At 70.9% G+C, this 19,487-nt stretch carries 16 protein-coding genes and 2 pseudogenes; 8 read left to right on the forward strand and 10 right to left on the reverse strand.

The features are described 5' to 3' along the window. A pseudogene (locus tag EST54_RS28420) lies at nt 1-1,341 on the forward strand (PAS domain S-box protein); the annotation flags it as partial. 69 nt (nt 1,342-1,410) lie between these two features. Here EST54_RS28420 and EST54_RS28425 read toward each other — a convergent pair. Beyond that, nucleotides 1,411-3,060 carry a long-chain fatty acid--CoA ligase gene (locus EST54_RS28425; RefSeq protein WP_129250575.1) on the reverse strand — a complete coding sequence of 550 codons (1,650 nt, stop codon included), beginning with the start codon at nt 3,058-3,060 and terminating at the stop codon, nt 1,411-1,413. 303 nt (nt 3,061-3,363) lie between these two features. Here EST54_RS28425 and EST54_RS28430 point away from each other — a divergent pair, with 303 nt between their 5' ends. Further along, on the forward strand, nt 3,364-3,603 hold the full coding sequence (locus tag EST54_RS28430) for a hypothetical protein (RefSeq protein WP_129250576.1): 240 nt from the start codon (nt 3,364-3,366) through the stop codon (nt 3,601-3,603). A gap of 40 nt (nt 3,604-3,643) precedes the next feature. Here the strand turns inward: EST54_RS28430 and EST54_RS28435 are convergent, their stop codons facing one another. Further along, a complete protein-coding gene (locus tag EST54_RS28435; protein ID WP_129250590.1) occupies nt 3,644-5,491 on the reverse strand; it encodes a SpoIIE family protein phosphatase in 1,848 nt (615 codons plus the stop codon). 149 nt (nt 5,492-5,640) lie between these two features. Between EST54_RS28435 and EST54_RS28440 the strand changes: the two genes are divergently transcribed. Together EST54_RS28440 and EST54_RS28445 are read left to right on the forward strand one after the other, a co-directional pair. Beyond that, on the forward strand, nt 5,641-10,389 hold the full coding sequence (locus EST54_RS28440; protein WP_244942636.1) for a HAMP domain-containing protein: 4,749 nt from the start codon (nt 5,641-5,643) through the stop codon (nt 10,387-10,389). Beyond that, the gene (locus tag EST54_RS28445; protein WP_129250577.1) at nt 10,386-11,207 is read left to right on the forward strand and encodes a response regulator; all 822 of its coding nucleotides are present in this window, start codon (nt 10,386-10,388) and stop codon (nt 11,205-11,207) included. Before EST54_RS28440 ends, EST54_RS28445 begins: the two co-directional genes overlap by 4 nt. 11 nt (nt 11,208-11,218) lie before the next feature. Here the strand turns inward: EST54_RS28445 and EST54_RS28450 are convergent, their stop codons facing one another. Together EST54_RS28450 and EST54_RS28455 are read right to left on the reverse strand one after the other, a co-directional pair. Further along, nucleotides 11,219-11,806, reverse strand: coding sequence for a Uma2 family endonuclease (locus EST54_RS28450; protein WP_129250578.1), 588 nt, complete (start codon nt 11,804-11,806; stop codon nt 11,219-11,221). Between the two features lie 178 nt (nt 11,807-11,984). Beyond that, nucleotides 11,985-12,398 carry an ATP-binding protein gene (locus EST54_RS28455; protein WP_129250579.1) on the reverse strand — a complete coding sequence of 138 codons (414 nt, stop codon included), beginning with the start codon at nt 12,396-12,398 and terminating at the stop codon, nt 11,985-11,987. Between the two features lie 112 nt (nt 12,399-12,510). Between EST54_RS28455 and EST54_RS28460 the strand changes: the two genes are divergently transcribed. Then, nucleotides 12,511-13,356, forward strand: a complete 846-nt coding sequence (locus EST54_RS28460; protein WP_129250580.1) for a helix-turn-helix domain-containing protein — start codon at nt 12,511-12,513, stop codon at nt 13,354-13,356. Beyond that, nucleotides 13,353-13,613, forward strand: coding sequence for a DUF397 domain-containing protein (locus tag EST54_RS28465; protein WP_129250581.1), 261 nt, complete (start codon nt 13,353-13,355; stop codon nt 13,611-13,613). The genes EST54_RS28460 and EST54_RS28465 overlap by 4 nt, the downstream gene beginning before the upstream one ends. A 27-nt stretch (nt 13,614-13,640) precedes the next feature. On the opposite strand, the gene EST54_RS28470 is transcribed toward EST54_RS28465, so the two are convergent. Together EST54_RS28470 and EST54_RS28475 are read right to left on the reverse strand one after the other, a co-directional pair. Beyond that, entirely contained in the window at nt 13,641-14,174 is a 534-nt protein-coding gene (locus EST54_RS28470) for a SigE family RNA polymerase sigma factor (protein ID WP_129250582.1), read from the reverse strand. A gap of 174 nt (nt 14,175-14,348) precedes the next feature. Beyond that, on the reverse strand, nt 14,349-14,732 hold the full coding sequence (locus tag EST54_RS28475) for a winged helix-turn-helix transcriptional regulator (RefSeq protein ID WP_129250583.1): 384 nt from the start codon (nt 14,730-14,732) through the stop codon (nt 14,349-14,351). A 186-nt stretch (nt 14,733-14,918) separates the two neighbouring features. On the opposite strand from EST54_RS28475, the gene EST54_RS28480 reads away from it, so the two are divergent. Both EST54_RS28480 and EST54_RS28490 read left to right on the forward strand, forming a co-directional pair. Further along, nucleotides 14,919-15,467, forward strand: a complete 549-nt coding sequence (locus EST54_RS28480; protein ID WP_239013178.1) for a luciferase domain-containing protein — start codon at nt 14,919-14,921, stop codon at nt 15,465-15,467. A 116-nt stretch (nt 15,468-15,583) separates the two neighbouring features. Further along, the gene (locus EST54_RS28490; protein WP_129250585.1) at nt 15,584-16,132 is read left to right on the forward strand and encodes a DUF6640 family protein; all 549 of its coding nucleotides are present in this window, start codon (nt 15,584-15,586) and stop codon (nt 16,130-16,132) included. A gap of 77 nt (nt 16,133-16,209) precedes the next feature. Here EST54_RS28490 and EST54_RS28495 read toward each other — a convergent pair whose 3' ends face one another. The 4 genes and pseudogenes from EST54_RS28495 to EST54_RS28510 all read right to left on the reverse strand — a co-directional run. Further along, complete coding sequence (locus EST54_RS28495; protein WP_129250586.1) at nt 16,210-17,379, reverse strand: lipid-transfer protein; 1,170 nt, start codon at nt 17,377-17,379, stop codon at nt 16,210-16,212. Nucleotides 17,380-17,468: 89 nt separating this feature from the next. Next, nucleotides 17,469-17,849 (reverse strand): annotated as a pseudogene (locus tag EST54_RS28500) (MaoC family dehydratase); the annotation flags it as partial. Beyond that, the gene (locus EST54_RS28505; RefSeq protein WP_129250588.1) at nt 17,846-19,060 is read right to left on the reverse strand and encodes an acyl-CoA dehydrogenase family protein; all 1,215 of its coding nucleotides are present in this window, start codon (nt 19,058-19,060) and stop codon (nt 17,846-17,848) included. The gene EST54_RS28505 and the pseudogene EST54_RS28500, both read right to left, overlap by 4 nt. 1 nt (nt 19,061) lies before the next feature. After that, nucleotides 19,062-19,487 (reverse strand): Zn-ribbon domain-containing OB-fold protein (locus EST54_RS28510; RefSeq protein WP_135796903.1); only part of this gene is annotated, 426 nt, incomplete at its 5' end.

The raw sequence follows: 19,487 nt of genomic DNA on the forward strand, positions 1-19,487 counted from the left end.
CCGCCCTCCGTCGCCCCCTGCCGCGCCCGGCGCCGTCCGGTCGGCGGCACGCCCTCGGCCCCCACCGGCCGCCGGCGCGGTCGCCCCAGTCCCGCCGAGGAGGCCGCCGGCCCGTCGGTGCCCGCGCAGGGCGCGCCCGCCGCGGCGCCGCACCGTCAGCCGCTGCCGCCCGCCGCCGAGGACGACGGGCACGCCGCGGGGCACTCCCAGGGCAGGGCGTTCAGCGTGCGGACGCTCGGGCAGGGCGTGCCGTTCGCGCAGCAGATCGCCGACCAGCAGCGTCCGGGGCTGCCCCCCGGCAGCACCCCGCCCGGCGGTACGTCCGCCGGTTCGGGCCGCCGCCGTAAGCTCGCCGCGCCGCCGCAGGAGGGTGAGCGGTCGACGGCCGCCGGGCCCGCGGCGGCCGAGCAGCCTCCGCACCCCGGGGCACCGCCGCAGCAGCAGCCGCAGCACCCGGCCGCCGGCCCGCCGCAGCCGCATCTGCTGGACGCGAGCGAGGGCCGGGCCTTTGCGATCTCCGCGCCCGACGAGGGCAGCGAGGGCCCCGAGCCGCTGGACGGTCCGAACGGCGCCATAGAGGTGGTGGACCGTCAGCCGATGCCCAGGGACGACGAGCTGCCTCCGGAACCGCTGGACAATCCGCGCCGGCTGCTGGTCTGGCCGGCGCCGGACGGCGCCACCCAGCAGGCGCTCAGCGACCGCGGCTACCGCCCGGTGATCGTCAACTCCCGGGAAGAGGTGGACGCCCAGATCGCCGCGTATCCGGCGGCGCTCTTCGTCGACCCGCTGACCGGGCCGATCACCCGCACCGCGCTGCAGTCGCTGCGTCAGGCGGCGGGCGCGGCCAAGGTCCCGGTCCTGGTGACGGCCGGGCTGGGGCAGGCCACCCGGGAGGCCGCGTACGGTGCTGATCCGGCTGTGCTCCTCAAGGCGCTGGCCCCGCGCGACAGCGAGGTGCATCCGCCGCGGGTGCTGCTGATCGAGCAGAACGACGACATCGCGACCGCCCTGACCACCTCGCTGGAGCGGCGCGGGATGCAGGTCGCACGGGCCTCCGCGGACGCCGACGCGGTCACCCTCGCCACGCAGACACGGCCGAATCTGGTCGTGATGGACCTGATGCAGGTGCGCCGCCGGCGGGCCGGCATCGTCGACTGGCTGCGCGCCAACGGGCTGCTCGACCATACCCCGCTGGTCGTCTACACCTCCGCCGACATGGATCCGGCGCAGCTGCCCCGGCTGGCCGTCGGTGAGACGGTGCTCTTCCTGGCGGAGCGCTCCACGAGCGCCGAGGTCCAGGCCCGGATCGTCGACCTGCTCGCCAAGATCGGCACGAACTGACGACGGCCGGCGGGCCCGGCGCCCACGCCGCGGACGCCCGGCCCCGGAGCACCGCTCACGGCCGTGGGCTCACGCCAGCAGGGTGACCTCCAGCTGCCCGTCCGCGTACTGCTTGCGCAGCACCTTCTTGTCGAACTTGCCCACGCTCGTCTTGGGCACCGCCGGGATCACCGCCCAGCGCTCCGGCAGCTGCCAGCGCGCGACCCGCTCGCCGAGGAACGCCTTCAGCTCCTCGTAGCCGATGGTCACACCCTCGTTGAGCACCACCGTCGCCAGCGGCCGCTCGCCCCACTTGTCGTCCGGTACGGCCACCACCGCGGCCTCCAGGACATGCGGGTGTGCCATCAGGTGGTTCTCCAGCTCGACCGAGGAGATCCACTCGCCGCCGGACTTGATGACGTCCTTGGCCCGGTCGGTCAGCGTCAGGTAGCCGTTCGGGGTGATCGTGCCGACGTCGCCGGTACGCAGCCAGCCGTCGGGGCTGAACTTGTCCTCCGGGCGCAGTGGTTCGCCCTGCGCACCGCCGTAGTAGGCACCGGCGATCCAGGGTCCGCGGACCTCCAGTTCGCCGGCGGCCCGGCCGTCCGAGGGGAGCCGCTCGCCGTCCGGGCCGATCAGCCGGGCTTCCACGGAGGCGGGGAAGCGGCCCTGGGTGGCGCGGTAGGCCCACTCCTCGTCGCCGCTGACCCCGGCCGGGGGGTGGGAGACGCTGCCCAGCGGCGAGGTCTCGGTCATCCCCCAGGCGTGCACGACACGGATGCCGTGGCGCTCCTCGAAGCCGCGCATCAGGGCGGGCGGGCAGGCCGAGCCGCCGATGACGACGGTCCGCAGGCAGGAGACGTCCCGTTGGGTGGCGTCGAGTTCGGCGAGCAGCCCCTGCCAGATGGTGGGCACGGCGGCGCCGATGGTGGGCCGTACGGTCTCGATCATCTCGGCCAGCGGCGCGGGCTGCAGGAAGCGGTCGGGCATCAGCAGGGACGCGCCGGCCATGAACGCGGCGTGCGGCAGGCCCCAGGCGTTGACGTGGAACATCGGCACGACCGGGAGGGTGATGTCGCGCCCGGTGAGGGCGAATGCCTCGGCGGAGTTGACCTGCAAGGAGTGCAGGTAGAGCGAACGGTGGCTGTACAGCACGCCCTTGGGGTCGCCGGTGGTCCCGGAGGTGTAGCAGAGCGCCGCGGCCTCGCGCTCGTCGATCTCGGGCCAGGCGTAGCTCTCCGGCCGTCCGGCGAGCAGCTCCTCGTAGTCGTGGACCCGCGCCGTGGTGCCGTCCAATACGGAGCGGTCACCGGGGCCGACGACAACGACGTGCGCCACGTTCGGCAACTTCGGGAGCAGCGGGGCGAGCAGCGGCAGCAGGCTGCCGTTGACGAGGACGACGCGGTCCTCGGCGTGGTTGATGATCCATACCAACTGCTCGGGGGGCAGCCGCAGGTTGAGCGTGTGCAGCACCGCCCCCATGGAGGGGATCGCGAGATAGGCCTCCATGTGCTCCGCGTTGTTCCACATGAGGGTGCCGACCCGTTCGTCGTCGGCCACGGTCAGCTCCTCGCGCAGCGCATGCGCCAGCTGCGCGGCCCGACGGCCGATCTCGGCGAAGGTGCGGCGGTGCGGGTCCCCCTCGGTCCAGGTGATGACCTGCGACTCACCGTGAACCGTCGCCCCGTGGGCCAGGATTCGCGAGACGGTGAGCGGTACGTCCTGCATCGTGCTGAGCACCGGGTGCCTCCGCTTTGCTACGGGCGGTTAGTGGTGCTGCGATTGTCGGCGCATACCGCTTGGTATGTCACGCCCTCCGGGGTGTGTTCTTGCCCGCTCATGACCGGATGCGGCCACGGACGAGTTCGCCGGGCCCACCCCTCGATTCTCCCGTTCACCCACAGGGATGGCCCTGTCGGCACGTTGCTTGTGCCGTCCCCGTGCGCGCAGCACGCTGACGATCACTGACGATCACCGGAACCCCGGCACTCGTTCTTCTCTTCTGCGTTTCTCTTCCGATTCCTCTTCTGACAGGAGCGTCCTATGCGCCCCCACCTCGGCCGTTGCCTCGTCCTTGCCGCCCTGGGCGGGATCGGCGTGCTCGCCTGCGGCACCGCTCAGGCGGCCCCGCAGGCCGCACCGGTCCCGCGTTCGGCCGGCGACGGCCCCTCGGTCGGCCGCCCGTTGTTCGCCGGGCAGTTCGACCCCGTCGGCGGGATGGGCGGCGGAGTGATCTCCGGTGGCGGCAAGCCGGCCTTCCTCAAGGCCGACGGCAGGCGGTAGGGCAGGCGGCAGGCGGTGCCTCACGGGAGGCCGGTCGGCCTCATGAGGGCCGATCGGCCTCCGGGGTCACCGCCTGAAGGACCAGCACCGACAGATCGTCCTCGACCGGGCCGGTGCCGAAGTCGTGCGCGGCGCGCCGTACGTGCTCGGCGAGGGCCTTGGCACCCAGCCCCATGCCCTCCCGCAGCACTTCCATCAGACCGTCGTTGTCGTCCAACTGCCAGTTGCCGCTGCGGCGTTCGGTGACCCCGTCGGTGACGCACAGCAGCGTCTCGCCCGGTGCGAGGGTGAAGGAGCTGGCCTGGAATTCGGTGCCCTCGTCGATGCCCAGCAGCATCTGCGGCTCGGCGGCCGGCTCGACGTTGCCGTCGAGGAACATGTGCAGCGGCGGGGGGTGGCCGGCCGTGGCGACCGTGCAACGGGCCCCCGGTACGCCCGGGTCGACCTCCAGCTCGCCGTACAGCAGGCTCAGGAAGCGGGAGGTGGCCTGCTCGCCGCCCAGCTCCACCGCCTCGGCGCTCTCCTCCGCCATGGCCAGGTTCAGCCGGCCGAGCACCGACTCGACGCCGTGTCCCTCACGGGCCAGCAGTCGCACCAGATGGCGGGCCAGGCCGGTGACCGACATCGCCTCGGGGTCCTTGCCCTGGACGTCACCGAGCAGGAAGCACCAGCGGCGGTCGCCCATCGGGAAGACGTCATAGAAGTCGCCGCCGACGGTCTGGCCCTCCCCGTGCGGCTCGTAGACGATCGCCGTGTCGACACCGACGATGCTGGCGAGCGACGCGGGCAGCTGCCGGCGCTGGAGCGCCAGGCTGATGGTGGTCTGCCGGGTGTACTGGCGGGCGGTGAGCACGGCCTGTGCGACCCGGCGTGCCACGTCCTCGACCATCCGCACCACGGTGTCGGTCATCTGGAGGTGCCCCGCCCGCCCGAGCAGCAGCACGCCCTGGTCGGTGTCCCGGGCGACGAGGGGAAAGGCGAGCGCCGACCCGCCCGTGTGGGACGCGCCGGCGGACTCCGGCCAGGGCCAGGGGATACCGGCGGTGCGGACGACCTCGGCCGGCGGGTCCCGCTCCAGGTCGTCGCGGAGCGGGGCGATCCGCCGCTCGTCGACGTGCCAGACCCGGGACAGCTGCATGCCGCCGCCCTCGGTGGTCAGCCAGATCGCGCACCAGTCGGCGAGCCGGGGCACCAGCAGCTGGGCGGCGAGCGCGGTGACCATGTCCTGGTCGAGCTGCCCGGCCAGCAACTCGCTGGTCTCGGCGAGGAAGGACGGGCCTCCGCGGTCGGCCCATTCGGCGGCGGACCCGGACCGGCGGTCGCGCTCGCGCACGGTGTGAGCCAGCGGTGCGGGAGGTTCGGCGCCGCGGCTGTCGAGCTGGGGAAGCGGGCTTCCGGCGGTGCCGGGCTCGCCCTCGGTGGCCTCCAGCCGGAACCAGACGGTCTTCACCGCCTTGCGGTAGGTCACGCCCCAGGACTCCGCCAGCGCGCTGACCAGCTGGAGCCCGTACCCCGGCTCTCCGCTGCGGGCGTCCACCCCGCCGCGTACCCGCCGGGAGGGGTGGCGGTCGGAGACCTCCATGACGACGCCCACCCTGGCCCGCCCCCGTCGCGTGCCCTCGCCCTCCTCGCCCGGGGGCCGGACGTACTCCAGGCGGCAGGTCACATCGATATCGGTGCCGGCATACATCACGGCGTTGGTGACCAGTTCGCTGGTGAGCAGGACGGCGTCATGGATCAGCTCCTGGCTGATCGCCGCCGCTCCTGGCCCGGCCGTGGCGGGTGGTGCGGCCGCCCGTTCGGAGAGCAGCGCCCGTACGAACTTGCGCGCACCGGCCGCGGCAAGCTGGTTGGCGGGCAGGCCTTTCCGGGAGACGGATTCCGTCATGGGCGGGGAGGACAGCGAGGTCACTGCACCCCCTGGATGTGCCGGGAAAATACATCTACGGGCGCTTTATACTATGTCATACCTGCCCAAATTGATCACTCTGCCCAACTGGACCCACTCCATATCGATCTTTGGGGGGATGGTGTGTCATGGCGCTCGACCCGACCCGGCGCGAGTCTGCTCCGCAACCCCCGGATCCCCCTGCGTCCGCACAGCCCACCGAGGCCCGCGAGAGCGCACAGCCCACGGAGACGCCCGGGCCCGCGCCGCCCGGCCGGCCCCCCGACCAGCCCCCGTCCGACGGGCAATGGGTGCGCGCCAGCGAGCTGCGGCCGCTGCTCGCGGTGATGAACGCGCTGCGCGACGGGGACTTCACCACACGTGTGCCGAGCACGCCGGACGGCGGCTCCGCGGACCCCGTGCTGGCCGATATGGCCGGTGTCCTCAACCAGATCATCGCCCGCAACGAGCATCTGGCGTCCGAGCTCCAGCGCGTACGCGGCGAGGTCATCCGGCAGGGCCGGCTGGACGAGCGGATCTCCGCGAGCCCCGGCCAGGGGACCTGGACGACGAACATCGAGGCGGCCAACACCGTGCTGGAGGCGCTGGTGGTGCCGCTCGCCAAGGCCACCCGGGTACTGGACGCGGTGGCCGACGGTGATCTGACCCAGCGCGTCGATCTGCACGACGGCAACCGCCAGCTCCGCGGCGATCTGCGCCGGCTGGGCAGCGGCGTGAACCGCATGGTCGACCAGCTGTCGCTGTTCACCGGCGAGGTCACCCGGGTCGCCCGCGAGGTGGGCACCGAGGGGCGGCTGGGCGGCCGGGCCAAGGTCCAGGGGCTCTCCGGCGACTGGCTGCACGTGACCGAGGCGGTCAACACGATGGCGTCGCGGCTGACGGCGCAGGTGCGCGACATCGCCGTGGTCACGACGGCGGTGGCCACCGGCGACCTGACCCAGCAGGTGACGGTGGAGGCCACCGGCGAGCTGCTGGAGCTGAAGCTGACCGTCAACAAGATGGTGGACCAGCTGCGGGCGTTCGCCGACGAGGTGACCCGGGTGGCCCGCGAGGTCGGCACCGAGGGCCAGCTCGGTGGCCGCGCGCAGGTCAGGGGCGTCTCCGGGGTCTGGAAGGACCTCACCGACAACGTCAACTTCATGGCGTCCAACCTGACCTGGCAGGTCCGCAACATCGCCCAGGTGACGACGGCGGTGGCCAACGGCGACCTGAGCCAGAAGATCACCGTGGATGCCCGGGGCGAGATCCTCGAACTGAAGTCGACGATCAACACGATGGTCGACCAGCTCTCCGCCTTCGCCGACGAGGTCACCCGCGTGGCCCGCGAGGTCGGCACCGAGGGCCGGCTGGGCGGCCGCGCGCAGGTCAGGGGCGTCTCCGGGGTCTGGCGAGACCTCACCGAGAGCGTCAACTTCATGGCCGACAACCTGACCTCCCAGGTCCGCAACATCGCCCTGGTCGCCACCGCCGTCGCGGAGGGCGACCTCGGCAAGACGATCACCGTCGAGGCCAAGGGCGAGATCCTCGAACTGAAGACGACGATCAACACGATGGTCGACCAGCTCTCCGCCTTCGCCGACGAGGTCACCCGCGTGGCCCGCGAGGTCGGCACCGAGGGCCGGCTGGGCGGCCGCGCGCAGGTCAGGGGCGTCTCCGGGGTCTGGCGAGACCTCACCGAGAGCGTCAACTTCATGGCCGACAACCTGACCTCCCAGGTCCGCAACATCGCCCTGGTCGCCACCGCCGTCGCGGAGGGCGACCTCGGCAAGACGATCACCGTCGAGGCCAAGGGCGAGATCCTCGAACTGAAGACGACGATCAACACGATGGTCGACCAGCTCTCCGCCTTCGCCGACGAGGTCACCCGCGTGGCCCGCGAGGTCGGCACCGAGGGAAACCTCGGCGGTCAGGCGCAGGTCAGGGGCGTCTCCGGGGTCTGGAAGGACCTCACCGACAACGTCAACTTCATGGCGCTCAACCTGACGTCCCAGGTCCGCAACATCGCCCAGGTGACCACCTCGGTGGCCAACGGCGACCTGTCGAAGAAGATCGACGTCGACGCCCGCGGCGAGATCCTGGAGCTGAAGGACACCGTCAACACGATGGTCCAGCAGCTGCGGGCGTTCGCGGACGAGGTGACCCGGGTGGCCCGCGAGGTCGGCACCGAGGGCCGGCTCGGCGGCCGCGCCCAGGTGCACGGCGTCTCCGGCGTCTGGAAGAACCTCACCGACAACGTCAACTCCATGGCCGACAACCTGACCTCCCAGGTCCGCAACATCGCCCAGGTCGCCACCGCCGTCGCCAAGGGCGACCTGTCGAAGAAGATCGACGTCGACGCCCGCGGCGAGATCCTGGAGCTGAAGACGACGATCAACACGATGGTCGACACCCTGTCGTCGTTCTCGTCCGAGGTGACCCGAGTGGCCCGCGAGGTGGGCAGTGAGGGCCAACTGGGCGGCCAGGCCCGGGTCGAGGGCGTCTACGGCACCTGGAAGCGGCTGACCACCAGCGTCAACGAGCTGGCGCTGAACCTGACCACACAGGTCCGCGCGATCGCCGAGGTGGCCAGCGCCGTCACCCAGGGCGACATGTCCGGCTCGATCACCGTGGACGCCCAGGGCGAGGTCGCCGCCCTGAAGAACAACATCAACCTGATGGTCGCCAACCTCCGCGAGACCACCCGCGCCAAGGACTGGCTGGAGTCCAACCTGGCCCGTATCGCCAGTCTGATGCAGGGCCACCGCGACCTGGTCGAGGTCGCCGATCTGATCCTGCGCGAGCTGACCCCGCTGGTGAACGCGCAGTTCGGCGCGTTCTTCCTGGCCGAGGCGGGCGCCGAGCCCGGCGAGGGACTGGAGCTGATCGCCGGGTACGGCACCGGCCAGCCCGAGGGCCGCCGTTCCCTGCCGCGGCTGCGGCTGGGCACCCCCGGCTGGGGCCTGATCACCCAGGCCGCCATGGAGAAGAAGCGCATCGTCGTCGACGCCGTCCCGCCCGACTACATCACCATCAGCTCCGGACTCGGGGCCTCCGCCCCCGCCAGCATCGTCATCCTCCCCGTCCTCTTCGAGGACCAGGTGCTCGGCGTCATCGAGCTGGCCTCGTTCAGCCGGTTCAGCGAGGTCCACCTCGCCTTCATCGACCAGTTCGTGAACACCATCGGCGTCTCGATCAACACCATCATCGCCAACGCCCGTACGGAGTCCCTGCTCTCGGAATCCCAGCGCCTGACCGCCGAGCTCCGCCAGCGCTCGGACGAACTCCAGCTGACGAACGCCGAGTTGGAGGAGAAGGCGGCACTGCTGGCCACCTCCTCGCAATACAAGTCGGAATTCCTGGCGAACATGTCGCACGAGCTGCGCACCCCGCTGAACTCCCTGCTGGTGCTCTCCCGGCTCCTCGCCGACAACCCCGAGGGCCGGCTCTCCGCACAGGAAGTGGAGTTCGCCGTCACCATCCACCGCGCCGGTGCCGACCTGCTCCAGCTCATCAACGACATCCTCGATCTGTCGAAGATCGAGGCCGGCCGGATGGACGTCCACCCCAAGACCCTGCCGCTCATCAAAATCCTCGACTACGTCCGCGCCACCTTCAAGCCGCTCACCCTCGACCGCGGCCTGACCTTCGACGTCAAGGTCGGCGAGAACGTCCCCAAGGAACTCTTCTCCGACGAACAGCGCCTCCAGCAGATCCTGCGCAACCTGCTGTCCAACGCCGTGAAGTTCACCTCCTCCGGCGGCGTGGAACTCATCGTCCAGCGGGTGTCGGGCGCGGACTTCGACGAGGAAGCCCTGCGCAACGCAGACGACGTCATCGCCCTCTCCGTCAAGGACACCGGTATCGGCATCTCGTCGGAGAAACTCGACGGCATCTTCGAGGCGTTCCAGCAGTCCGACGGCACCACCAACCGCAAATACGGCGGCACCGGTCTCGGCCTCTCCATCAGCCGTGACATGGCCGCGCTGCTGGGCGGCCGGATCATCGCCGAGAGCAAGCCGGGCGTCGGTTCGACCTTCACCCTGTACGTGCCCGCGCGCTACACCGGCCCCTCCGTCACCGCGGGCGCCCCCGTCGGGCCCCTCATCGCGGAGGGCCCCGTACCGTCCGAACCGGCCCCGGCCCCGGATCCCCTGCCCACCCTGGGCGAACAGCGCACGTCCGCGCCCGAGGCCCTGGAGAAGGCGTCGCGCGGGGACGTCTTCCGCGACCAGGAAACCCATGAGCCGACCGCACCGGTGGCGGCCCCCTCCGCCGACGGCGATGCCGTCACCTGGCCCGAGACCATCCGCCTCAAGGACTGGCTCAGCGGCCGCCCCGGCGAGGTGCTGGCCGACCGCCGCATCCTCGTCGTCGACGACGACATCCGTAATGTCTTCGCGCTCACGCACGTATTGGGCCGGGTCGGCATCACCGTGAAGTACGCCGAGAACGGCCGCGAGGGCCTGGAAGTCCTCAACCGGACACCGGATGTCTCGCTGGTGCTGATGGACATCATGATGCCCGAAATGGACGGTTACGAGATGATCAAGGCGATCCGGCAGGCACCTCGGTTCGCGGACCTCCCGGTCATCGCGCTCACCGCGAAGGCCATGCCGGGCGACCGCGAAAAGGCCATCGAGAGCGGAGCGAACGACTACATCCCCAAGCCGGTGGACGTGGACCGGCTGCTGACCGTGATCTGCCGTCTCCTGGACCCGGAGGACGGCTGTCCCGGTACGCCTCCTGAGCGCCAGGACGGGGGCGAGGCCGGGGACGAGGCCTCCAATACGGGCGAGATCACTGACGCCGACGACACCACCGCCGACGAGGCCACGGGCCGGGACACAGACCGGGACACGGGCCAGGACGACCAGGGAACGACGGGGGAGCAGTCATGACGACCGCACCGGACACCTCACCCAGCATCCTCATCGTCGACGACATGGAGGAGAACCTCGTCGCGCTGGAAGCCGTACTGGGCTCGCTCACCCAGAAGGTGGTGCGCGCACGCTCCGGCGAGGAGGCTCTCAAGGCCATGCTCCGCGAGGAATTCGCGGTCGTCCTCATCGATGTGCTGATGCCGGGCATGAACGGCTTCGAGACCGCCGCCAACATCAAGGGCCTGGACCAGACGAAAGACGTCCCGATCATCCTCCTCACCGGCGCCTCCGTCGACCCCAACTACGCCTACCGCGGCTACACGGTCGGCGCCGCCGATTTCCTGATCAAGCCGTTCGACCCCTGGCTGCTGCGCACGAAGGTGAACGTCTTCCTCGACCTCTTCCGCAAGAACCGTCAACTCGCCGCCCAGGCAGAGCAGTTGAAGCGCTTGCTGACCTCGCCCGAAGCCCCCGGCGGCGAGGGCGCGCCGGGCCCGGCAGCGGCAACGTCCCCGACGGGCGCGGCCGCTCCCACGGCCCCGGCCGCGACGCCGGGAGCGGAGGAATCCCAGGAGCCACCGGGATCCGCGAAGGCCGGGCAGCCGATGACGGGCCCGCACCCCGATCTCCCGCCGGTCCCGGGAGCCGCGGAGCCCGCCGAGACGCCGCAGCCGGCAGCCGGCGACGCCTCCCGCCTCGCAGAGATCGCCGGCCAGCTCGCCGAAGTGGAACTCCTCCTGCGCGACGCCGAGGGCTCCGACAAGACCCGCCTCGCCGACCGCATCGCGGACCTGGAACAGGCGGTGGGCAGGCTGATGGTGAGCCGGGGGACATAGGCGGCCCACTGCTACGGGTAAAGCGGCAGGTCCCGTGTCGTGATCGTCCACTCTCCGATCGTCACATCCTCGCCGTACACGAATTCCTTCCGGGTGGCGTAGCGAGGGCCGCTCGGCGTCGGGTGGATGTCGGAGAGCACGGCGCCCGTGCCCGTGCGCGGGTCGAAGATCACGTACAGCGGAATACCCAGGAGGGGGTAGTCGCGCATCTTGCTCACCCAGTCGTTGTCCGGGTTGGAGCGGGAAACGACTTCGATCGCGGCGATGAGGGTACGCGGATCGAAGGATCCCTCGACTTCCATGTCCGCCTCGGCGATCACCATCACGTCAGGGTGCCGCATGATGCCCTCGGAAGGGCCCTCCACGTCGGGGGTTCCCGTGTGAGCCACCAGTTCTTCCGGCATCGCCTTTTCGAGGCGCTTCCGAATGCGCAGCGTGGTCAATTCGTGGGGCCCGACAGGCGCCATCATGTCGTGAACAATGCCTTCCTTGGTGATCTCGAACTTGCCTGGAAGGGTGTCGTCCATCGACTGAACGAACTCCCGCATGGTCTGGTACAGGAGGGCGTCCCGTCGCGCGTCGTCCGGGGCCATGGTCATGACGCTCGCTCCTCGTCTCTGTCGGCACCTCTGCCCGCGTGCCGGCCGGAGTCCTCAGCTTCATGCTAGGTGGCCCCTCGCGCCGCCGCGGCTGGGCAGCGGCAGTGTCTACGGCCCGGAACCCCGGCGCAGCACACCGAAGCACGGGTTTCCGGGCAACGGTGGACGGGCGGCCGCCTCATCGGCCCCACATCGGCAGGTCGAATTCCGCCCAGACCGTCTTGCAGGGGAACGGTCCGCAGCACGTCCCCCATCGGTCGGCGAGCGCCTCGACGAGGATCAGGCCGTAACCCGATTCCCGTACGCCCGTGTCCGGAGGGGCCGGGAGCCGGTCACCCCGGGCATCCGTCACCTCGATACGGAGCGTGTCCGCGTCAGACAGGACGGCGAGGCGGAAGTCCCGGCCAGGTACGCATCCGTGCGTAGCGGCGTTCGCGGCCAGCTCAGCGATGACCTGCGCCGGGGCTTCGAACGGCAGCCCCCATGACCGGAGTTGCTCCGTGGCGAGGAGCCGCGCGAGGCGGGCACCCCGGCGGGTGGCGGACAGCTGGACCTTGAACTTGAGCTTGTACGCGGCGATTTCCTGATTCACGTCACTCAGCGTGGTCGTGCGTGTTTACGCTGAAAAGTGATTCGGCCGGTACGCACGGTGACTGTCCTGGCGCTGTCCAGGAGTGTCCCCGCTGTCCAGGAGGTGGGAGCGGATGAACGTTGACGGAGCGGACGAGGCGAGCTGGGAAGGACCGGAGGATGAGACTCAAGCCGTCGTCGAGGCCGTCGGCCGCCAGCTGAAAATGTGGCGCAAGGCCGCGGGACTGCGCCCGGAGGAGTTCGGGGCGCTCATGGGGTACGGGGAGAACCTGATCTACAAGATCGAGCGGGGTGTGCGTATCCCCCGCCCGGAATTCCTCGACAAGGCGGATGAGGTGCTGGGGGCGGGCGGCAAGATCGCCGCGATGAAGAAGGACGTTGAGCAGGCCAGGTACCCGAAGAAGGCCCGGAACCTGGCCAAGCTGGAGGCCGAGGCGGTCGAACTCGGGGGCTACAGCAACCACAACCTGCATGGGCTGTTGCAGACGAAGGAGTACGCGACGGCATTGTTCGAGATGCGAAGGCCTGCTTACTCGCAAGACGAGGTGGAGCGACTCGTGGCGGCCCGCATGAACCGACGAGCAATCTTCGATCGAGCTCCTGCTCCAGCGCTCATGTTTGTCCAGGAAGAGGTGACACTTCGCCGCCCCCTCGGAGGCACAATGGCCCTACGTCGACAACTCGAACATCTGTTGGAGATCGGACAGTTGCGTAACGTCGAGATCCAAGTAATGCCGACCGACCGCGAGGACCACGCCGGAATGGGCGGCGAGATCGAGGTCCTGAAGTTCGGTGATGGTTCCGTTGTGGGCCGCGCCGAGGATCGATCCTTTGCCGGTGCGATCTCCGACCCCAAGCAACTTCGGGTCCTCGAACTGCGGTATGGAATCATCCGGTCCCAGGCTCTCACCCCACGAGAGTCATTGGCATTCATCGAGAAGCTGCGGGGAGAGACATGACGCTGAGGCCTTCCGGTACCACGCTGGTGTGGATCAAGAGCAGCTACAGCGACAGCAGCAACGGTCACGACTGCGTAGAAGTGGCCTGGCAGAAGAGCAGTTACAGCGACCAGGGCAACGGCAACGAGTGCATAGAGGTCGCCACCGCCCCCGACACCATCCGCATCCGCGACTCCAAGAATCCCCACGGCCCGCAGCTGCGCGTCCGACCGGCCGCCTGGGCCGACTTCCTCGCGTACGCCGCTGACGGGCGCTGAGTCGCGGCCTCGGGCGCCCGCGTCCCGTCAGGCGATCATCCCCAGCTCCGGGTCCTCCCGGAGCTTGGCCAGGGCGCGGGAGACGGCGCTCTTGACCGTGCCGACCGAGACCTCCATGATCTCGGCGGTCTGGGCCTCGCTCAGGTCCTCGTAATACCTGAGGACGACCATGGCCCGCTGGCGGGGCGGCAGTCGCAGCACCGCGCGCCACATCGCGTCGCGCAGGCCCTGGAGCTCGGCCGGGTCGGGCGCCGGCAGCGGTTCCGGCTCCGGCAGCTCGTCGACGGCGAACTCCTCCACCTTGCGCTTGCGCCACTGGGAGGTACGGGTGTTGATCAGCGCGCGGCGGACGTAGCCGTCCAGGGCGCGGTGGTCCTCGATGCGCTCCCAGGCCACGAAGGTCTTGGTGAGCGCGGTCTGGAGGAGGTCCTCGGCGTCGTTCGGGCTACCGGACATCGACCGCGCAGCGCGCAGCAGGACCGGCCCCCGGGCCCGTACATAGGACGAGAACGTCGGGAACACAGCGGCGGTCGAAGCGCTTGTGCACACTGGCGTGGTCATGTGGACCACGCTAGGAGCGAGGGTGGTCCCAGCGGATCGCCCCCAGGTGCCGAAGCGCCATCCGCCTCAAGTTGTACGGGTAGGGGCCGCCGGACCTCCTTTGGGGGGACCGGCCGGGGCGGCTCCCCCAAGGGGACGGCGCGTGCCACACCCGCCCCTTCCGCCTCACCCGCCTCAGCCCTGCGCCCAGGCCGCCTCCTCCTCGCGAGCGGTGTCGTAGCCCTGGCGAGCGGCCGTGACCTGCGGAAGATGCGCATCGGACCAGGCCGCGAGGGTCCGGAAGACCGGAACCAGAGTGCGGCCCAGCTCGCTGATCTCGTACTCCACCCTGGGCGGGATCTCCGCGTGGTACGTGCGGGTCACCAGGCCGTCACGTTCGAGCTGGCGCAGGCGCTGAGTGAGCACCTTGGGCGTGATGGACGGCACCAGCCGTTGAAGCTCGTTGAAACGCAGCCGTCCATGGTGTTCCAGCACCCACACGATCGGGGTGGTCCAGCGGCTGAACAGCAGGTCAACCACCGGATTGATGGGACATGCCGACTCCTTCGGCTCGGCCATCCGCCCTCCTGAGCAGTCCGGCCCGCCGCGGGCGCAGGGCACTTTCTCGCAGGTAACCACTATATCGAGGAAAGTAGCGTGGAGGGAGCGGGACGGCATCCGCCGGACCGCCGGGCATGCGGCCGCCGCCGGTCTCCCGGGCGGACGAGCCGATGGCCTGGCCCATGACGTGAAGGAGGCATCACCATGACCTTTCCGGCGCTCCCCCAGCGTGCAGGCGACCGGCCCGAGACCGGGCCCGAGGTCCCCCACCTGCAGTTGACGCAGACCAGCCCACCGCAGATCAGGCAAGAGCTGCGGCAGTGGATGGCCGGCGCGCTGCCCGGCATCTCCGCCGGCCGCAGCGAGGTGTCCGTTCCCAGCACCTGGGCGGTGTTCCTCCAGGACACCTCCGCAGCCCCGGGCGCCCTGCTCTTCCCGCCGCGCTGGGACGCGGAGTTCGCGCATGTGCACGCCGACGGCAGCCTGCACCTGGCCCTCGACCCGGACGACCACGCCGAGTTCCTCTCCTCCGGGTGGGGCGAGAAGCACCCGCTCTACGACCGCGGCGCCAACGTCGTGATGCTGTACGCCCCGCGCGACCGGGCCGAGCTGGAGGTGGCCAAGAAGGTCGTCGCCGCCTCTTACCGGTATGCGACCGGTCGTGACGCGTCCGGGGCTGCCGGGGCCGACGGAACCACCAGGGCGGCCGGGGTCTCCGGGGCCGCTGGGACCGCTGGGACCGCCGCGGTCTGACCTCGGCGGTCCCAGCGGCGGGCCGGGCCGTCGAAGCCGCCGCAGACCGGGCGAGCGCCCCGTACGGGAGGCTCGCTGCCCTCACCCAACTCCCTTGCTATGAAAGGCTGTTACCGATGCCCATCCATTCTCCTGACCGTCCGTACGACAGCACGCAGTCGGTCTACGCGGTCGGAACCGTCCGGAGCGGTGCCCCGCACGAGAAGGGCGCCACGACCCGGGAGACGGCCGGGAAGACGCTGCTCTCGCTGGTCGCGGTGTTCACGGCGGTCTCGCCGTACGTCGCCGACTGGAACGAGACCCACGTGCTGAACCCGCTCTGGCCGCCGCACGCGAAGTTCCACAACGGCCAGACCATGGCCATGGGCACACTGCTCGCCGTGGCCACCCTGTTCTTCGTGTGGCGCCGCCGCGGGGACGCCCGTTCCAACCTCTTCGCCGCGGTCGGCTTCGCCGGCCTGTACTGGGTCAGCCAGGCAGCCGCCATCCTCTACCCCGGGGCGGCCTACTTCGACCCGCAGTTCGACACCGCCGACATGTATCTCGCCGGGCTGCCCGTGCAGGCGGTCATCGAGATCGTCGTGCTCGCACTGATCGCGGGCTCGGTGGTGCTGTGCCGCCCGACCCGTCTGGAGATGGGGCTGCCGGCGGTTCCGAAGGGCTGACCCTCGCAGCGCATTGATGATGGCTGCGCGTTGATGACGGCGGCGCGTTGATGACGGCTGCGCGTTGATGAGGGCGGTTACGCGCCGTCCGCGCCCAGGAGCAGACCCGAGGTGGGCACTCCCGTACCTGCCGTGACCAGCACGTGTGCGGGGGTGCCGGCCTGGTTGACGGAGGTGCCGCGGAGCTGGCGTACGGCCTCGGCGATGCCGTTCATGCCGTGCAGATAGGCCTCGCCGAGCTGGCCGCCGTGGGTGTTGAGGGGGAGGGCGTCCGCGGCGACGAAATCGGCGGCCTCGCCGGGGGCGCAGAAGCCGAACTCCTCCAGCTGCATCAGCACGAAGGGGGTGAAGTGGTCGTAGAGGATCGCGACGTCGATGTCGGCGGGGGCCAGTCCGGAGGTGCGCCAGAGCTGGCGGGCGACCACGCGCGTCTCGGGGAGGCCGGTCAGCGCATCGCGGTAGAAGCTGGTCATCTGCTCCTGGGCGCGGCCCGCGCCCTGTGCCGCGGCCGCGATCAGCGCCGGCGGGTGGGGCAGCGTGCGGGCCCGCTCGGGCGAGGTCACCACGATCGCCTGGGCGCCGTCCGTCTCCTGGCAGCAGTCCAGCAGCCGCAGCGGCTCCACGATCCAGCGGGAGGCGGCGTGGTCGGCGAGGGTGATCGGCTGGCGGTGGAAGTACGCGGCCGGGTTGGTGGCGGCGTGGCGGCGGTCGGTGACCGCGACATGGCCGAAGGCCTCCGGCGTCAGCCCGTAGGTGTGCAGGTAGCGCTGGGCGGCCATGGCCACCCAGGAGGCGGGGGTGAGCAGGCCGAAGGGGAGGTTCCAGCCGAGTGCCGCACCCTCGGCGGAGGGCTCCCGCTGCTGTACGCCGGAGCCGAAGCGGCGGCCGGAGCGCTCGTTGAACGCGCGGTAGCAGACGACGACTTCGGCGAGGCCGGTGGCGACGGCCAGGGCTGCCTGCTGGACGGTGGCGCAGGCTGCGCCGCCCCCGTAGTGGACCCGGGAGAAGAAGGACAGTTCGCCGATGCCGGCCGCCTGCGCGACGGTGATCTCGGGGTTGGTGTCCATGGTGAAGGTGACCATGCCGTCGACGTCCGCGGGGGTCAGCCCGGCGTCGTCGAGGGCGGCCCGGACGGCCTCGACGGCGAGCTTCAGTTCGCTGCGGCCGGAGTCCTTGGAGAACTCGGTCGCACCGATCCCGGCGATCGCGGCCCGGCCCCCTAGGGAATCGGGGCGGTGGATGCTCATTCGGTGCCCTCCGGGAGGCTCGCGGTCGCTGTGGCCTCCTGGAGGCTCACCATCGCTGCGTCCTCCTGGAGGCTCACCATCGCCGCGTCGTCCGGGAGGCTCACCATCGCCGTGCCGGTTACGTGGTTGCCGAGGCCGTTCGCACCGACGACCCGCACCACGGCCGTACCGTCCGACACCTCGGTGACGGTGCCGCGCAACACCATGGTGTCTCCAGGGTAGTTGGGGGCGCCCAGGCGGATGGCGACCTTGCGCAGGACGCAGCGCGGCCCGAAGTGGTCGGTGAGGTAGCGGCCGACCAGCCCATTGGTGGTGAGGATGTTCATGAAGATGTCCGGGGAGCCCTTCTCCCGGGCCGCCTCGGCATCGTGGTGCACGTCCTGGTAGTCACGGGAGGCGAGAGCTCCGGCGACGATCAGGGTGCGGGTGATCGGGATGGTGAGCGCCGGAAGCTCGTCACCGGCTTTCATGAGGCGGCCTCCTGCCGGGGCTGGGGGGCGGGTCCGTCGTCCGGGTGCCGTCCGTCGTCCGGGTCCCGTGCGTCATGCGCGTCCCGCGCGTCCTGCGACGGCCGCGCTTCCCGTGAAGTGAGCAACTGCCCCAGTTCTTCGAGCACTTCGGCTCCCGAGCCCAGATATCCGGCCAGTTGCCGTCCCCACAGGAAGTGCCGGTGGACGGGGTGGTCCAGGTCGGCGCCGATACCGCCGTGCAGATGCTGGCCGGTGTGCACCACACGGGTGCCCGCCTCGGCGGCCCACCAGGCGGCGGTCAGCGCCTGCTCCCCGGCGTCCAGGCCCGCGTCCCGGCGCCAGGCCGCCTCGTAGGCGGTCAGCCGGATCGCCTCGGTGTCCATATAGGCGTCGGCGGCGCGCAGCAGGACGCCCTGGTGGGTGGAGAGCGGACGGCCGAACTGCTCACGCGTGGTGGTGTGGGACACCGCACGGGCCAGGGACCCGGCACAGACCCCGGCCTGGAGGCCTGCGAAGGCGGTACGGGCGATGGCCAGGACATCGGCGTACGGGCCGTACGGACGGGCGGCGGGCGGCTGCGGGGCGACCGCGTCCGACCCCACACGTCCGGCCACGCCCGGCCCCAGGCATTCGGCAGGCGCGTCATCGAGGGTGAGCCGGCCCGCCGACCAGGGAGCGGTGGTCTCGACCGGATCCCGTCGCACCCCGGGGGCGTCGGTACGGAGCAGCCACAGCGTCCGCGTCGGCCCGTCCGGCACCAGTACATGGGTCGCCGCGCGCAGCCACGGCACCACGGGGACGCTGCCGGTCAGCCGCCCCGTCCCGTCCGCCGGCGGCACCGCCCGCACCCCGCCCGGCCGGGCCGGAAGGGCCCCGGTGGCGATCGCGCTGCCGTCCCGGAGCGCCGGCAGCAGCCGCGCGCGTTGGTCCACACTGCCGTGCGCGCCGACCGCCAGCAGGCCGTAGACGCAGCTCGCGGCGAACGGCACCTGCGCCGTCGTACGACCCTGCTCCTCCAGCATCAGGACGAGTCCGAGCAGCCCGGTCTCCGCCACCGCGCCCGGCAGCCCGGCCGTGCACAGCGCCTTCCAGAGCTCGGCGTCCGTACCTCCGCCGCAGTCGGCGAGGCGCTCGGGGGTGGACAGATCGCCGAAGATCTCCGCGGCCAGTTCGCGGGCCGCCGTCTGCTCCGGTGTGGGGGTGAAGTCCATGTCACCCCTCACCGCCCGGCGTCGCACGGAAGACCGGCAGCTCGTACTCCTCGTCCACCCGCTGGAAGGCGAGCCGGACGGGCATGCCGATGCGCACCTGGTCGTACGGGACGCCGACGATGTTGCTGACCATCCGCACCCCCTCCGCGAGTTCGATCAGTCCGACCGCGTAGGGCGGGTCGAAGGCGGGGAAGGGCGGGTGGTGCAGCACGACGTAGGAGAAGACCGTTCCCGCGCCGCTCGCCTCGACGGTGTCCCACTCCGGTGACCCACAGCGGGAGCATCCCGGCAGCCAGGGGAACCGCAGCGTCCGGCAGCCCGCGCACCGCTGGATCAGCAGCCGGTGCCGGGCGACGCCTTCCCAGAAGCCGGCGTTGTCGCGGTTGATGACGGGGCGGGGGCTGCCGGACGCTGCGGTTCCCCTGGC

The organism is Streptomyces sioyaensis (assembly GCF_004122735.1).
Classification (GTDB): domain Bacteria; phylum Actinomycetota; class Actinomycetes; order Streptomycetales; family Streptomycetaceae; genus Streptomyces; species Streptomyces sioyaensis.

Bases quoted from the DNA above. Each gene is read 5' to 3' on its own strand.
- EST54_RS28450 (WP_129250578.1), bottom strand. From the start codon at position 11,806: ATGACCATGGCCCCGGACGACGCGCGACGGGACGCCCTCCTGTACCAG.
- EST54_RS28490 (WP_129250585.1), top strand. From the start codon at position 15,584: ATGCCCATCCATTCTCCTGACCGTCCGTACGACAGCACGCAGTCGGTC.
- EST54_RS28505 (WP_129250588.1), bottom strand. From the start codon at position 19,060: ATGGACTTCACCCCCACACCGGAGCAGACGGCGGCCCGCGAACTGGCC.
- EST54_RS28440 (WP_244942636.1), top strand. From the start codon at position 5,641: ATGGCGCTCGACCCGACCCGGCGCGAGTCTGCTCCGCAACCCCCGGAT.
- EST54_RS28495 (WP_129250586.1), bottom strand. From the start codon at position 17,379: ATGAGCATCCACCGCCCCGATTCCCTAGGGGGCCGGGCCGCGATCGCC.
- EST54_RS28475 (WP_129250583.1), bottom strand. From the start codon at position 14,732: ATGGCCGAGCCGAAGGAGTCGGCATGTCCCATCAATCCGGTGGTTGAC.
- EST54_RS28430 (WP_129250576.1), top strand. From the start codon at position 3,364: ATGCGCCCCCACCTCGGCCGTTGCCTCGTCCTTGCCGCCCTGGGCGGG.
- EST54_RS28465 (WP_129250581.1), top strand. From the start codon at position 13,353: ATGACGCTGAGGCCTTCCGGTACCACGCTGGTGTGGATCAAGAGCAGC.
- EST54_RS28435 (WP_129250590.1), bottom strand. From the start codon at position 5,491: ATGACGGAATCCGTCTCCCGGAAAGGCCTGCCCGCCAACCAGCTTGCC.
- EST54_RS28480 (WP_239013178.1), top strand. From the start codon at position 14,919: ATGACCTTTCCGGCGCTCCCCCAGCGTGCAGGCGACCGGCCCGAGACC.
- EST54_RS28470 (WP_129250582.1), bottom strand. From the start codon at position 14,174: ATGACCACGCCAGTGTGCACAAGCGCTTCGACCGCCGCTGTGTTCCCG.
- EST54_RS28460 (WP_129250580.1), top strand. From the start codon at position 12,511: ATGAACGTTGACGGAGCGGACGAGGCGAGCTGGGAAGGACCGGAGGAT.
- EST54_RS28445 (WP_129250577.1), top strand. From the start codon at position 10,386: ATGACGACCGCACCGGACACCTCACCCAGCATCCTCATCGTCGACGAC.